Origin of the sequence: Algibacter lectus (genome assembly GCF_900112395.1) — a bacterium.
In the GTDB taxonomy this organism is placed as follows: domain Bacteria; phylum Bacteroidota; class Bacteroidia; order Flavobacteriales; family Flavobacteriaceae; genus Algibacter; species Algibacter lectus.
Genome location: NZ_FOLN01000001.1, coordinates 511,997 through 527,192, shown reverse-complemented (window position 1 = coordinate 527,192; position 15,196 = coordinate 511,997). Strand labels below are relative to the sequence as shown.

Genomic DNA, 15,196 nt, shown 5'->3' with positions numbered 1-15,196 from the left:
TTATAGTAAATCGGAATAATCATTTGGTAATTCAGCATCAATATCTCTTAAGTATTTCTCGAGTGCCTGCATTGAAGAGTGCCCTGTTATAGACATCAATTCACTTTTTGCAGCATGAGGCGATGTGCTTTGCGCTAAAGCACGGTATAATTTAGTTATAAATGTATGTCTAAAACTATAAAGCCCATGGTTATTATCTAAGTTAAACTTTTCCTTCACTACGGTTTTAAATCGTTTAGAAAAGTAATCGCGTCTATTGTTTTCTGTAGCATCCCAAGCACCACCAAGTTTTATTGGTGTGAATAAAAAGTTTTCTGGATTCAGTTTAGATAAATCTGGAAGTTCTTTTAAAATTATCTTAGGAATGATCTTCGTTTTTAAAGGGCTGTTCTTAGCTTTAAACTTAATGGTGTTATTCTTTAAGTCAAAATCTTTTATTTTCAACCTACACACTTCTATTGGTCTTAGTAGATTGTAAGAAATGAATTTAATGTACAGAAGTAATATGGGATCTTCCTTTTCTAGGTATTTAAATATGTCTTCTTGTTCATTGGCACTATAAGTTTGATTCCTTTTCGGAGTACTTTTAAGAACAGATATTTTTCGCATTGGGTTAGAAGCAATAATCTCATTGTCCTCCAAAGTTTGCATCAAGCTACTTAAATTAAGACGATAATTGTTTCTATTTCTAGCACTAGATTTTAATAACACAGAATTTAAAAACTCTAGAGCTATTTTTTTAGTGAATTGATCTATGGTTTTAATTTTAGGCTTATTCTCCTTTACCCATTTTACAACCGCATTGGTAGAATATTGGTAATCCTTTAGAGACCTTTCATTAATTACTTTAGCCTTGAGTTCCAAACTAAAATCAAAAGCTTCACGAATCGTCATTTTATCCTCTTCTTTTTCTTTTTGTTCTTGTTTTTGAGTTTCAACTTTTACTTCCGCAGGAATAGGTTGTTCAACAGGAACAGTTTTAGCTTGTTCTACGGGAGCAGGAACTTCACTTTTTTTAGCAAGCTTATTTTTATGAAATTCTGTATTATCAAGAAATGGATTGTAGCCTTCTTTAAGTAATTTTAAAAGTCTTCTACGGTATCGAGATAAAAGTGCAAGCCTATCTTCTTTGTTTTTGTGAGAGTTGGCAGAACCATAAATATTTTTCATTCGTTTGAGCTTCCCTGTTTTAGGATCTCGAAAAGAAAAATAGACGTACCAACGTTTTGATAAATCTCCGTTAGCGGTGTGGATTTTTGGAGTTGAAAAAATCTTTTTGTGTGCCAAATCGTATTCTAAATCGTGTTCATTTTCGTGTTCAAATGTAATGAATTCGTTTATATTAAGCATAAAAAAACGGTTTAGAGTGAACTAAACCGTTTGTTTTGAATCGATTAAATGATGTAGCGAGAATGGGGCACGATCCCATGACCTCCGAGTTATGAATTTAGAGCGTACTATGTCAAATCAATATGAATACCTTTAAAATTCACTAAAAGTGAAGCTTTAGATTTTGTTTGAATCAAAATGAAATCAATTAATATTAAAGAATGTTTTAGCTATGTTTTAGCAGCGTATAAATACACGGAATTTTATCTTTATTAAAAATCAAAACTTATGGCATCAGTAACACCTTTTTTAGTTAAACGACCAAATTCAAAAAATCTACATCCTATATCGATTAGAATTATAAAGGATCGAAAGCCATCATATATTTATATTGGACAATCTATAAAGTTGAAGCAATGGGATGCCAAAAATGGAAGGGTAAGAAAATCACATCCAGATCATTTAGAAATTAATCAGCTGATACTATCAAAACTATCTTTAGCCAACAAAAGTTTGATTAATGCAGAGATTGAAGCGCAGGATTTATCTTCAAAAAAGATAAAAAATCAGATTGTATCGAAATATGATAACGATTTTTTTAAAGTAGCCGAGAGTTACTTGGTAAACATAAGAAATCGAAAGCAGTTTCATCAATTGGATATTGAAATAGGACGTATAGCAGTGTTTAGAGAATTTATAAAAAACGATCACCTTCATTTTAAAGACTTGAATATTGAACTACTAAAACAATTTGAACATTTTCTGTTAAGTAAAAGAAATTTGGTTGCACGAACTGTGGCTAATTATATGATTATGCTTCGAACTATTTATAATTTAGCTATTAGTCAAAACATCACCAAAAAAGAGTTATACCCTTTTGGAAAAGGGAAATTTCAAATTAAGTTTCCCGAAACAAAAAAGATTGGATTGAATAGAGAAGAAATAAAGACTTTAGAGAATTTAAAAGGTTTAACAAAAGCTCAAGAGTACGCTTTATATGCATGGTTACTTAGTTTTTATTTTGCAGGAATTCGGATAAGTGATGTATTACAATTAAAGTGGGCAGATTTTTATGACGAGCGATTACATTACCGTATGGCTAAGAACAACAAATTAGTGTCATTGAAGATCCCTGATAAAGTTACTAAAATTCTCAGTAAATTAGAAAGAGAAGAAGATTCTGTTTATTTGTTTAAGGAGTTAGAAGGGATAAATTTAAATGATAAGAAACGCGTAAGAACACGAATAAAAACAGCTACAAGAAACTTCAATAGGAGGTTAGAACTTGTTGCCGAGCAAGCAGGTATAGATAAAAAAATGTCCATGCACATTGCTCGCCATAGTTTTGGTAATATTTCGGGAGATAAAATACCCATTCAAATGTTACAAAAACTATATCGACATTCTTCGGTTACTACAACTATGCTTTATCAAGCTAATTTTTTGCGTAAAGATGCCGATGAGGCACTTGATATGGTTATTGATTTTTGAGTTCTTTCAAAAAAAAACATTGTTTATTGGAGAGAATGAGAAAACTATACGAAATCTTGTTTTTCTAAAGGAATAAAAGTTACTGTTTTATTAGACGAGGTTTTTTTATTAATTAGTGAGCTTTGCAAGGTTTAGTAATAGTAGTATTACTAACTTTTTGTTTTAATCATTGTAATTCGATATAAATAAACTAGGTGAGTGGGCTAAAATGAATTTCGATCAATAAGACTATATGGGTTTTTAATTTTACCTTTTTTATTATTAATAATCATATCGGCAGCTGTTTCTCCCATTTTTTCAAAATTTGTTGAAATAACAGCGATATCTAATAATCTTTTAAATGGAGTCTCATTATATGATATGATTCCCAGATCTTTCCCAATAGTTAATTGTTTGGCGTTTGTTAAATCTAGTAGTTTAACCAAATCATCATCAGTAATTATAATAAATAATTGTCTAGAATTAATACTTTCATCTTCTTTAATTCCATTCAAAATTTTAAAATTAAATAGGTATTCATTGCAGAACTTTATAAAACCACAACGTATTTTATTAATATAAGTATAAGTTTTTCCGTTTGGAACAACTAAATTCAACCTTTTGTAGTTAACTATTTTTTTTAATCCGTTTTTGAGTGAATTGTAAATATCATTTTCGAAATCTTGATATATTTCAATAATATCTCCATCTATGTTTAATTCGTTGTTGTCCAGTAAAACAAGTTTTTCTCTAGGTATACTTGCTATGGCTTTTAATGCTTCATTCTTAATATTTATTTGGTTAACATTGGTACATTTAAAATGTGGTATTATAACATAATAATCATACCTCATTTTATTCTTTTCCATCAAGTTAACGCAAAATGATTTTTCACTGTTATAAATTTCAAAATCCGTATGATATTCATTACCAATGTTTTTTAGGAAAGAATGGTATGTTTCTAATTTGTAAGCACTTAATTTATTGACAAGAAATAGAATGTTTATTTTTGAGATTAATTTAGTTCTGTTTATATAAACGCCCTTGCCCTTTATCCCAATAATTATTTTCTTATCCTTTAACACGTTGTAAGCCTTTTCGACAGTGTCTCTAGATACTTTGTATTCTTTGCTAAAAACATTAATCGATGGAAGTTTTTCATTCATTTTAATGCTTCCTTTTGATATGTTGTAGGTAAGACTATTGGCTATTTGTAAATATAAGGGAGTTTTATTGCTTTTTTTGAACTTTAAGTCTTTAAGTAAATTCATAAATGAGAAATTAACTAATAGTTAAAAAGTGAAAACCTACACTTTTATAATAAGAGTTTAGGAACTAAAATCTTTTAATTTAGTACTGTTTTAAAAGAACTTGTTGTTAAAAAAAAGGTAATCTACTTAATTAAATAGACTACCTTTTTATTTTAAAATCTATTTAATATTAGAAATATTTAGCATAAACTACTTTGGTTTGCAAAAACTCTTCCATACCATGCTTGCCATCAGCGCCTCCAATACCCGATTTTTTCCAACCAGCGTGGAAGCCTTGCATAGCTTCAAAGTGTTCGCGATTTACATAGGTTTCGCCAAACTGGAGCTCGTTGGTAATTTTCATGATATTATTAAAATTCTCAGAAAATACAGAAGAGGTTAACCCAAATTGAGAATCGTTTGATAAGGATATAGCTTCGTCTATTGAATTAAACTTCATGATAGGTAACACAGGGCCAAAAACTTCTTCTTGAATAATTTCCATTTGTTGAGAAACATTCGTTAAAAGTGTTGGTTCGTAGAAATAACCTTTATTAAAATTTTCGGCACGTTTTCCCCCAATTAATACTTCTGCACCTTCTTTTTTTGCGAACTCTACCATTTCAGAAATCTTGTCGATTTGAGATTGAGAAACTAAACTACTCATATCGGCATCGATTCCTGTTAGGGCATCGTCAATTTTCACCTCACTAATTTTTTTCGTAATTTTTTCTACAAATTCATCATAAATATCATCTTGTACATAAACACGTTCTGCGCAATTACAAACTTGTCCACTAAAAATTACTTTGGATGATACGATGGCATTTACAGCTAAATCCAAATTAGCATCAGAGCATACAATGGCCGGAGCTTTTCCTCCTAATTCTAATGATACTTTAGTTATGTTTTCCGACGCAGCAGTTATTATTTGTTGTCCTGCGGAAACGCTTCCTGTTAAACTAATAATACCTGTGATAGGACTTTTAGATAATGCATTTCCAATAAGTCTACCAGATCCACAAACAAAGTTTAATACACCTGGAGCCATACCAATATTCTGAATCAATTCAGCAAATTCCATAATGGTATTTGGTGCTTCAGAACTTGGTTTAATTACGCATGTATTGCCAGTAATTAAAGATGCCGCTACTTTACGTGCCATTACAAAAAACGGGAAATTCCAAGGGCAGATACCTACCGCTACACCAATGGGCACTTTATGTAAATAGATATGTTCTTTTTCACGGTCACTTTGAATAATCTCACCTTCAATACGTCTTGCCCAACCGGCGTTATAATCAAAATAATCGGCGGTAACATCAATTTCTACTTGGGCTAAACCAATAACTTTAGCTTGTTCTTTAGATAATGTTTCAGCCAAATAAACTCTATTTTTTCTAATAACATCTGCCATTTTATGTAGAAAAGCACCACGTTGTACAGCAGGTAATGCTTCCCATTTTGGTTGTGCATCTTTAGCGGCTTCTAATGCTAAATTTGCGTCTTCAGCAGAACCTGTTGGGATTGAGCTAATAACTTCTTCATTACATGGGTTTAAGACGTTAATTTGAGTTGTAGAGGTTGAGTTTATAAACTGACCGTTTATATATTGTTTATATGTTTTCAAAGTATATTGATTTTAATGTTATTATAAATAAGTTTAGTTTTTTTTGTTTTGAAAATACTTACTAAATATTAAGAAGAGTAGTCCGCATAATAACCAAGCAGGCAGTGTAACAAATGATAGAAAGACATCAAATTGTATAGATATGAAGTAGAATAAGCCAAAGCTAATAGCCCAAGCCCAAAATACAGATTTGCTAAAAGATAGGTTTGCCGCCTCAGCGTAGTTTTTTATAATACCCGCTTTTTTATGAAAAAAATGTTCGAATACAATGATAGCTCCAAAAGGTGCTAAAATAAAACCGTATAGCGCAACAAAGCCTAAAAGCTTCATGGCGAAAGCAGGAAACAGACCGGCAATTGTTGCTAATGTACCAGCTAAAATGGTCACTTTTGCAGTTGATAATTTAGGTAGAATAGCTTGAAAGGCTAAACCAGCTCTATAAATTGTTGGGTTAGCGGTTGTCCAACCAGCTAATACTACGGCAATAATTCCTAAAACACCAATAGCGTTATATGCCATGGGGCCAGGGGCTACAGGAGGCGCTTGTCCGTTATTTAAATATGATAATGCTTCTGGAGACTGAATGTATACAGCATAAAGTAGAGCAGCAGCAATCCATGCCATATAGTGCCCTACGTACATTCCTGCGGCAGTAGCCCATCCAGCTTTTGCTTCTTTTGCGAACCTAAATACTGATAGATCGGACATACCAATATGCATGGCACCATTAGCAAACCAAGACCAAATAACAACATGCCAAAAGGTGAATTTTGTTTGACCAGGAAAGGGGTCTGAACCTTCACCCCAAATATCCCAAAATTTAGAAAAGCTATCTACACCTAGTTGACTTAAAGCTACAATTCCACAAGCAATAAAAGCTAGCACAATAATTGGAGACATCCAATTTGCTGCTTTGGTAACGGTGTCATAACCGCGTGCCGCAATTAATGAAATTACGGCTCCAATTACAATTACTATAATGACCCACGTCATTCCATTTGGAAGTGTATCATCCAATTTTGGCATAGGCATATTAAAAGGAATACCTACGGCAGTAGCAGAAACCGTGATCATAGAACCTGCTAAAAAGCAGAATAAAATACCGTTGGCTAAGTTATAGCCTGTAACCAATTTTTTTCCGCAAATTTTTTCTAATTGATAATATAAAGTCAGCCTATTTTTAACAGCTATTTCAGCTGTTAAAAAACGCCAACTTAATACTGCTAATAAATTTCCTATTAGCAAACCTATAATTAAATCGAATGCACTTACACCGGCTGTTAGGAATAATGGACCAATCATAAATTCTGTTCCAGCTGCATGTTCACCGGCATACATACCTATAAAGCTTTTCCATCCTTTTAATTTGGATGTCGGTACCGGGGTTCTTTCAAATTCTCCTCCTGCAATATCTTCAATTGCATCTTGTTCTATACTTACTTGGCTCATTTAGTTGGTTGTTTTTTTTATACGATGTATTAGTATTTATAATTTTAGTGCTGTTAGGATAAAAACTTTTTTCTTAAATCTTCAACTTGGTCATCATTGATAGGTACCATTTGTCCTAAAGAATTTCCTAAAACAATAGATTTAGCACTGAATTCAGCAACTTCCAAATAATCAAAAGTTTGAAGTAATTTATCTCCTGTAATAATGACTGAATCATTTTCAATAATTAAAGCCGTAGCGCAGTTATCAACTATGGTAGAATTGTTGTTTTTTCTAAAATGATCCCCATATTTTACGACATTAATGTCTTGTAAAAAGATCCAGCTTTCTGGTATGGTACGTACATTTAAGTATTCTCCAGTGACTCCGAACGCCATTAAGTAAGGTGATTGCGTCATAATTATAGAATTTACATCAGGGTTACGATTGTAAATTTCTTGATGAATCCAAGCCGCTCTACTTGGTGTTTTACCAGCTTCTCGTTTTCCGTCTTTAATTTGGACAATATCATGAATGTTTAAATCCCAACGGTTACTTCCTGTTGGAGTAATAAGAAAGTCATTCTTGTTCCAGCGCATAGATACCGTACCGTAAGAACTTATCATTAAGCCTTGTTGGCATGAGCGTTGAACAATTTTACAAATTTCTAAACGTTTTTCAACTTCGTCTGAAGGATAATGAACGCTCTCCATTTCAGGCAATACACCGGTTGCTTGTGCTTCAAACTCTTCAATTTGTTCATCTGTCAAATATTTAGGAGTTCCAATTTGAGAACCATATAAAATGGTACTTGCACAAAACTCTAAAGCTTCAAAACGTTCAAAAGCGTCCGTTAAGTCACGTCCCCCTAAAACAGTACCATGATTTTCCATGATAATGGCTTTGTACCCTTTTTTAAACTCGTCGGCAATAACATCGCCTAAATCTTCACTACCAGGCAACCTATACTTTGCATAACCAATAGGGCCACAAATATGTTTTGCTTGAGAAATAATATTTGTGTTTGGTATTTGTCGTACAATACTAAATGATACTAATGCAGGTGGATGCGCGTGAATTACAGATTTAATATCTGGACGTGCTTCATAAATAGCTTTATGGAATGGAAATTCAGAAGAAGGTTTGTGTTTTCCAATAACAGTTCCATCTTTTTGTACACAAATAATATCTGAAGCTCTTAAAGACCCTTTGTCTATAGCCGAAGGTGTAACCCAAATATTACCGTTATCATCAATAATTGAAATATTACCACCAGATGTTGTGGTCATGCCTCTTTTGTATATTCTACTAATAATAGTAGTAATTTGATCTCTTGGATGTTCTAAATTTATTTTCTTAGACATTGTTAGTATTTTAATAAAAATTAGTAGTTAATCACTTATTATAAACGGGACGTGTTTTTTTAGAGCGTAATTCTTTTTTAAGAATTTAGAGTTTAAACGTGTATCTGAAATAGATATGGCAGCTCCAAGTGCAGAGCCTAGAGACGCTTGTGTAGTTCGTAATTTTTTATCCCTAAAGTAGTGTGATAGCAATTTTATATAAAGGTCGTTGTCGCTAAACCCGCCGTCTACATATAACCTAGTTATGTCGTCATTACCAATGGCTTTTTTTACACATTTAATTTGTAATAAAACGAGCTCGGTCATTAATTGGTGGTAGGCATGTTCATATTTTGTAAATGCTATTTGTGATTGAGTAGGCATATCTTCATCTATTAAGCCTTCCCATTTAAAAGCATGTTTAAAATCTTTTACAATTTCTAAATATGTATCATAATTAAATTTTACATTTCTGTGGTAATCTTCATCAACACCGTAGCGTTTATTTAATTTTTCAACCTGAATTTTATATTCGTTACCTAAAAATAATCGAGAGGCTTTAACTGGTTTACCGTTAATACGCATGTAATTAATGGCATCTCTATCGTTAGTATCCTCTGATATTGGATTATCTGTAAACGGGTTAAATGCTATGCTCCAAGTGCCTGTAGAAATAAGTACAAATTTTTTATTGATACTTCTAACATAGGGGAGTAAAGCCGCAGAGCTATCGTGTATTCCTACACCTATTTTAATACGGTTACCATTGTAATTCATGTTAATGCTCGTTTCTGTAGAAACGATGGGAGGAAGAATTTTATTTAAACCTTCCTTATATACCCATGGGTGGTAATCTTTTGCTTGATAATCCCAAAGTGCAGTATGGCAGCCTATACTTGTATATTCGCTTAAAGGCAGCCCAGTGAACACATAACTTAAATATTGAGGTAAGTGCAAAGAATACTTAATTTTATTAAATACTTCGGGTTTTGTTTTCTTTAACCAATAGAGTTGTAAACCGGAATTGAGCATGCTTAAATCGGCACACCCAGTTTGTTTTAAGAAATCTTCTTTTGGTCCATATTCCTCAAAAAAAGAGGTAATAATGTCCTCGGGGAGCGCTTTAGTGTAGTTATATAAAGGAGTTACGGGGTTGCCCTCTTCATCAATATGAACAAAGCTTGCACCATAAGTAGAAAAGTTAATCGCTTTAACCTTGAATTGTTCTGCTTTAAGAATACGATTAAAAACGTCTTTAAGCCATTTTTGCAGTGCAATAAGATTCTCAGTTGGATGGCCGTCTTCATCTTCTATTTCATCAAATGAAATATATTCCTTGTGTACTTCTTTAAAATCTTTATCGAATAGGAAAAACTTTTTATTAGTTTTTCCTATATCAAAAACAGCAGTTACATTTTTCATTTTATTTTAAATTAAAGGCCTGTAGCTATTGAGTTCTTTCCTCTTTCTTTTATAAGTCCGCCGCGAACATCTAATGCTCTGTAAGCATTAATAGGGCTTAAAACACCGCCTCTATTTAATCGTGCTTTTTCTAATAATGGTCTAACATCGGTACGGTAAGCACCTTGTAAAATTTCTTGACATTTAACTACGTCATTATTAGATTGAGCTGATTTTAGTGCGTTTTGATCAATAAGTAAAGCTTTGGCGTAAGCTTCTTGAATGGCTTCTAAGGATTGAATTAAATCTTCTAAAGGGTCTTTAACGTTATGGCTAGCATCAATCATCCATGCTAAATCTGGATTTTGGGGGTTATTTTCCATACCGTAAACCAACTCGTTAAAAATTAAGAATAAGGCATAAGGTTTAATACTTCCAACAGTTAAATCATCATCACCGTATTTGCTATCATTAAAATGAAAACCGCCTAATTTTCCTTTTAGTTGAAGAATAGACACAATTTGTTCTATATTAGAATTTGGAAGGTGATGACCAAGATCGACTAAAGTGAATGCTTTTTCTCCACATTCGTTAGCTAACATCAATGAAGCTCCCCAATCTTGAATAACGGTACTGTAAAAATTGGGCTCGTAAGGTTTGTATTCAATAAGTAATTTCCAATCGTCAGGCACACCTTTGTAAATGTCCTTTAAACTATCTTGTGTATTTTGAAATGCCGTTTGAAAATTATTTTGTCCTGGAAAACACGATCCGTCTGACAACCAAACGGTTAAAGCTTTGGAGCCTAATTTGTTTCCAATATTGATAACATCTAAATTATGCTGAATGGCTTGTTGACGAACCGCCTCGCTCGTGTTACTTAAAGATCCATATTTATAACTTTCCTTGGCGTTTTTTTGATCTTGAAAGGTGTTTGAATTTACAGCATCAAACTTAATGTCTAATCCATTAGCTAATTCTTTAATGGCATTATAATCTGAAGGAACGTCCCATGGAATATGAAGAGATACCGCACCTGCAGTTTGTGTTAAAGCGTGTAAAACTCCAACGTCTTCTATTTTTTGTTCTAAACTAGAAGGTTCTCCATAAAAAGAGAAACGACCAAAACGTGTACCTCCAGCACCTAAAGCCCAACTTGGTATAGCCACTTGAAAATCGGCTAATTTAGATACAATGCTAGTAACATCATGTCCTTCTTTTGTTAATTTGTTGGCTAAAAAATCAAAGTTTTCGTTATGACTTTCTAATCCATTTTTATTATAATCCGAGATTTGCTCTTTTTGTATTTTCATAATCTTTACATCTTTAAAATAAAAGAAACTCCCATAAACTTCAAATAGAACCTATGGAAGTTTTCCTTAACTAAACTTAAATTAAACTTGTTTTTATCGTACAAAAGCATTTGCCATTCCACCATCAACATTAATTATGTTTCCTGTAGATTTATCCAGTATTCCAACGAGCGAGAATACGCCATTTGCAATATCATTTGGTGTAATAATTTCATTCAATAAGTTTCTCTTAGCGTAAAAAGCAGGTAATTCTTCTACTGTAATGCCATTCGCTTTTGCTCTTCCTTGGGCCCAAGCACCTTCCCATATTTTACTGCCAACAATAACGCCGTCAGGATTTACTGTGTTTACTCTAATTTTATCTTTTCCTAATTCTGCTGCTAATAAACGTACCATGTGTTGTTGTGCTGCTTTTGCAGTACCATAGGCTACATTATTTGGACCTGCTACTAAACCGTTTTTACTTGCAATAGCAATGTAATCACCACCAAGTGCTTGTTTTCGCATTATGGCAGTAGCTTGTTTCGCTAAATCAAATTGACCTTTTACTAATATGTTTTGTAGAATGTTCCAATCCTTATCGGTTGTGTCTTCTAAAGCTTTAGAAATCGCTAAACCTGCACTATGAACAACAATATCTACACCACCGAATTCAATACATGCTTTTTTGTAAGCCGATGCAATAGAATCGGTGTTTGTTACATCGCAAATAGCATAAGTAGAAATATCACGTTTGTATGTTGCATGCGCCTCTTTTAGGCTATCTTCATTAATATCGGTAAGTACTACATTAGCTCCTTCAGCAGCTAGTTTGTCTGCAATAGCTTTACCAATACCACCACCAGCACCTGTAACTAAAGCTACTTTTCTAGATAAAGGTTGCTCTTTAGGCATACGTTGTAGTTTGGCTTCTTCTAATAACCAATACTCAATGTCAAAAGCTTCTTGTCTAGGCAAAGAGGTGTACGCGGTAATGGCTTCTGCACCGCGCATCACGTTAATGGCGTTAATGTAAAACTCATTGGCTACACGTGTAGTTTGTTTGTTTTTGGCAAAACTAAACATCCCAACACCTGGATAAATTATAATTACTGGATTTGCATCACGCATAGCAGGACTGTTTGCTTTTTTACATGTATTATAGTAATCAGCATATTCTTGTCTATAAGCTTCAAAAGCCGGTTCTAATTTCTTTAAAATAGCATCAGAGTCAGATAAATCTTCATTCTTATCTAATGTTAATACTAGCGGCTGAATTTTTGTACGCAAGAAATGGTCAGGGCAAGAGGTTCCCATTGGAGCCAGACGTTTTAAATCATTACTATTTATGTATTCCATAACCACATCTGTATCAGAGAAATGACCAATCATTCTGTTTTCAGAAGAGCATAAACCTCTTAAAAGGGGCATAATTTGAGCCGCTTTTTCTAAACGCTCTTCTTTTGGTAAGCTTTCAATTTTTTGACCACCAAATACACTCCCTTTTTCTTTTATTTTTTTCTCAATAAATTCAGAAGCCATTTCAATAACTTCTAAACTGTTCATGTAACATTCATAAGAAGTGTCTCCCCATGTGAATAAACCATGACTACCTAATACAATACCTCTTATTCCTGGATTGTCTTCTAAGCATTTTTCTATTTGAAGACCTAAATCGAACCCTGGACGTTGCCAAGGCACCCATCCCATAGTATCTCCCCAAATCTCTTTGGTGACTTGTTCACTATCTTTCGCTGCTGCAACTGCAATGAGTGCATCTGGATGTAAGTGGTCTATATGAGCGAAGGGTAATAATCCATGCAAAGGGGTATCAATTGAAGGCGCTTTACTATCTAAATCATAAATACAGTGGTTAAATAAACCTACCATGCGGTCTTCATCTTCTAAACCACCATAAACGTTTTTTAAATCACGTAGCCTATTGGTATAAATACCTGCTATACCTGCTCTGTTTAATGTTCCTATGTCGCCACCAGAACCTTTAATCCACATTACTTCAACGTCTTCATTAGTAAGTGGGTCTTTTTCTATAGTTCTGCAGCTTGTGTTACCACCACCATAATTAGTAATTCGTAAATCGGCTCCTAAGATATTTGAACGGTATAAAAATAAATCTACTTGATTATCGCCAAATGAAGACGCTTTTGCTTCGTCCCATAAATAATCTACGTGTTTAAAATTTGTTGTATCGTTTTCCATTTTGGTTTATTAATTAAATAATTTAAGTCAAAAGTATATTAAGTAATAGTATTTCGTATCCTGTAGAACCTTGTAAGTGGTCTAATAAATATTGATAATTTCAAATAAAACCGAAAAGCAACTGCCTTGTTATTAGGTGTTTATTCGAAGGTTTGCTATCTAGATGGTAAATTAAAAAAGATAAAACGGTTTTTACTCATCTCTGGAATCATGATACGGCCTTTTTTTGTATCGATGCCTAAATCAGCAAATTTTGAAAATCCAGAAATCACTTCTTTTACATCACCTTTTTTGTTAATTTTTAGTAATCTTCCTCCTGTCCAATCCGTAGCGTAATAATATGGACCATATTTAATGACACCGTCAAAGTTTGCTATTGGTAATCCTTTTCCAATAGGACTTATTTTTTTTGTTTTTAGGTCTATCGTCTTTAGAGTTCCTTTTTTGCTTGTTTCAAATGTAGCGCGATTGGTCATTGGTCCCCAGGTAGCTACAATTAATTCATTTTTATCTACCCACAAACCATTTGGGTATTCTAACAGGTCATTTTTTACAAATATTTCAATATTACCACCTTCCGGAAGTTTATAAATGGTATTAGTAAAGGTATCGGATATATAAATATCTCCATTTCTAGAAGCGGCTACATCATTAATAAATTCAGAGTTTGGTAAATTTATTTTCCTAATAATTTCACCTGTTGAAATATTAATTTCTACCAAAACTCCACGGTCTCCTACATATAATAGATTTTTATATGAAGCCATTCCGGTAGGTGCATCTAAGCCTTCTATCCATCTATTAGAAATAATGTTTCCGTTTTCGTCTAGTCGTGTTATCCAACCATAACCATCTTTCTCAAGAGTTACTTTTTCGCCTCCTAAATTTGAAATAAACCACGATTTTGAAATGCTATCCCAATAGGCATTTTCTGGATTGTCTAAAATATGATTGAGATCATTATTTTGGATTTTATAAGTTGAATCTACCATAGTATTCCACTTTGTTATAGAGCGCGATAGATGCTCTTTAGGTTCATCTTCAATACCAAAGGTGTGTAACATCGTTTTACCTTTGAATTTTATTTTTTGTAAAACGGAAACAAATTTAGAAACGTCATAATCGCCTTGATCTAGTGGTTTTATAGCGTCAGACCAATTTGCTTTATCATTTGCAAACATGGTTACATTAGTGCCGGAAATAGAAGCGAATTTTAAATATGGCGCTGCTTTTATAGCAACCTCAAGAAGGCGATTGCCATTTCCGGCACGCATTTCATGGCATAAATGTAATGTTAGAAATAAGTTTGGTTCATTAACTTCTTCAATGTATGGAATAGCTTCTTCTGCAGATTCTATAAAACAGTTATCATGTGGATAAATAACAATATCCTTATTAACTTTTTGAGCTTCTTGAGCCATTGTTTTTAATAGAAGGAGCGTCTTTTCTTTGGTGGCATTTCCATTTATAATAACCCACATTGCTGTTCCTTGAGGTAGCGCAGCTAAGGTTTTTCGCCACATTATGTTTTGAGTTTCAATATTATTTGAGAAATTGAAACCGAAAAACACAACGGGTATGGTAAGCTTACCACTCGAGAATTCCTTAGTCTCTAAATAAGACTTTAGTATATCCCTTTGTTTATCGGATTGTACTCTAAGTGTTGTACCGCTATATCCTAATTTAGCAAACAGTTTTGCGCGTTCGGCTATCGGGATGTGCTCCATTTTAAAATCAAAAGCATATAACGACTTATCTATGCCTTGTGCATTTGTAGATATTGAAAGAATAAAAAATAGTAATTTTAATAGTGTTTTCATTTTAATGTTATTG

At 33.2% G+C, this 15,196-nt stretch carries 10 protein-coding genes; 1 reads left to right on the top strand and 9 read right to left on the bottom strand.

All coding sequences use genetic code 11. The annotated features are described in order from the left end of the window. Positions 1-1,350 carry a tyrosine-type recombinase/integrase gene (locus BM246_RS01830; protein WP_074935544.1) on the bottom strand — a complete coding sequence of 450 codons (1,350 nt, stop codon included), beginning with the start codon at positions 1,348-1,350 and terminating at the stop codon, positions 1-3. Between the two features lie 267 nt (positions 1,351-1,617). Here BM246_RS01830 and BM246_RS01825 point away from each other — a divergent pair, with 267 nt between their 5' ends. After that, complete coding sequence (locus tag BM246_RS01825; protein ID WP_074935543.1) at positions 1,618-2,820, top strand: site-specific integrase; 1,203 nt, start codon at positions 1,618-1,620, stop codon at positions 2,818-2,820. 203 nt (positions 2,821-3,023) lie between these two features. Here the strand turns inward: BM246_RS01825 and BM246_RS01820 are convergent, their stop codons facing one another. The 8 genes from BM246_RS01820 to BM246_RS01785 all read right to left on the bottom strand — a co-directional run bounded on the left by BM246_RS01820 (position 3,024) and on the right by BM246_RS01785 (position 15,183). Next, positions 3,024-4,070 (bottom strand): GntR family transcriptional regulator, encoded by a 1,047-nt coding sequence (locus tag BM246_RS01820; RefSeq protein WP_074935542.1) that lies wholly within the window; start codon positions 4,068-4,070, stop codon positions 3,024-3,026. A 169-nt stretch (positions 4,071-4,239) separates the two neighbouring features. After that, the gene (gene aldA, locus BM246_RS01815) at positions 4,240-5,679 is read right to left on the bottom strand and encodes an aldehyde dehydrogenase (RefSeq protein WP_074935541.1); all 1,440 of its coding nucleotides are present in this window, start codon (positions 5,677-5,679) and stop codon (positions 4,240-4,242) included. A gap of 33 nt (positions 5,680-5,712) precedes the next feature. Beyond that, entirely contained in the window at positions 5,713-7,128 is a 1,416-nt protein-coding gene (locus BM246_RS01810; RefSeq protein WP_074935540.1) for a purine-cytosine permease family protein, read from the bottom strand. Positions 7,129-7,181: 53 nt separating this feature from the next. Then, positions 7,182-8,471 (bottom strand): class II aldolase/adducin family protein, encoded by a 1,290-nt coding sequence (locus BM246_RS01805; protein WP_074935539.1) that lies wholly within the window; start codon positions 8,469-8,471, stop codon positions 7,182-7,184. Between the two features lie 27 nt (positions 8,472-8,498). Then, entirely contained in the window at positions 8,499-9,872 is a 1,374-nt protein-coding gene (locus BM246_RS01800) for an FGGY-family carbohydrate kinase (protein WP_074935538.1), read from the bottom strand. Positions 9,873-9,883: 11 nt separating this feature from the next. Continuing rightward, positions 9,884-11,164, bottom strand: a complete 1,281-nt coding sequence (locus BM246_RS01795; RefSeq protein WP_074935537.1) for a sugar isomerase — start codon at positions 11,162-11,164, stop codon at positions 9,884-9,886. A gap of 93 nt (positions 11,165-11,257) precedes the next feature. Then, a complete protein-coding gene (locus BM246_RS01790) occupies positions 11,258-13,363 on the bottom strand; it encodes a bifunctional aldolase/short-chain dehydrogenase (protein ID WP_074935536.1) in 2,106 nt (701 codons plus the stop codon). Positions 13,364-13,518: 155 nt separating this feature from the next. Then, the gene (locus BM246_RS01785) at positions 13,519-15,183 is read right to left on the bottom strand and encodes a TIM barrel protein (protein WP_074935535.1); all 1,665 of its coding nucleotides are present in this window, start codon (positions 15,181-15,183) and stop codon (positions 13,519-13,521) included. Between the last annotated feature and the right edge of the window lie 13 nt (positions 15,184-15,196).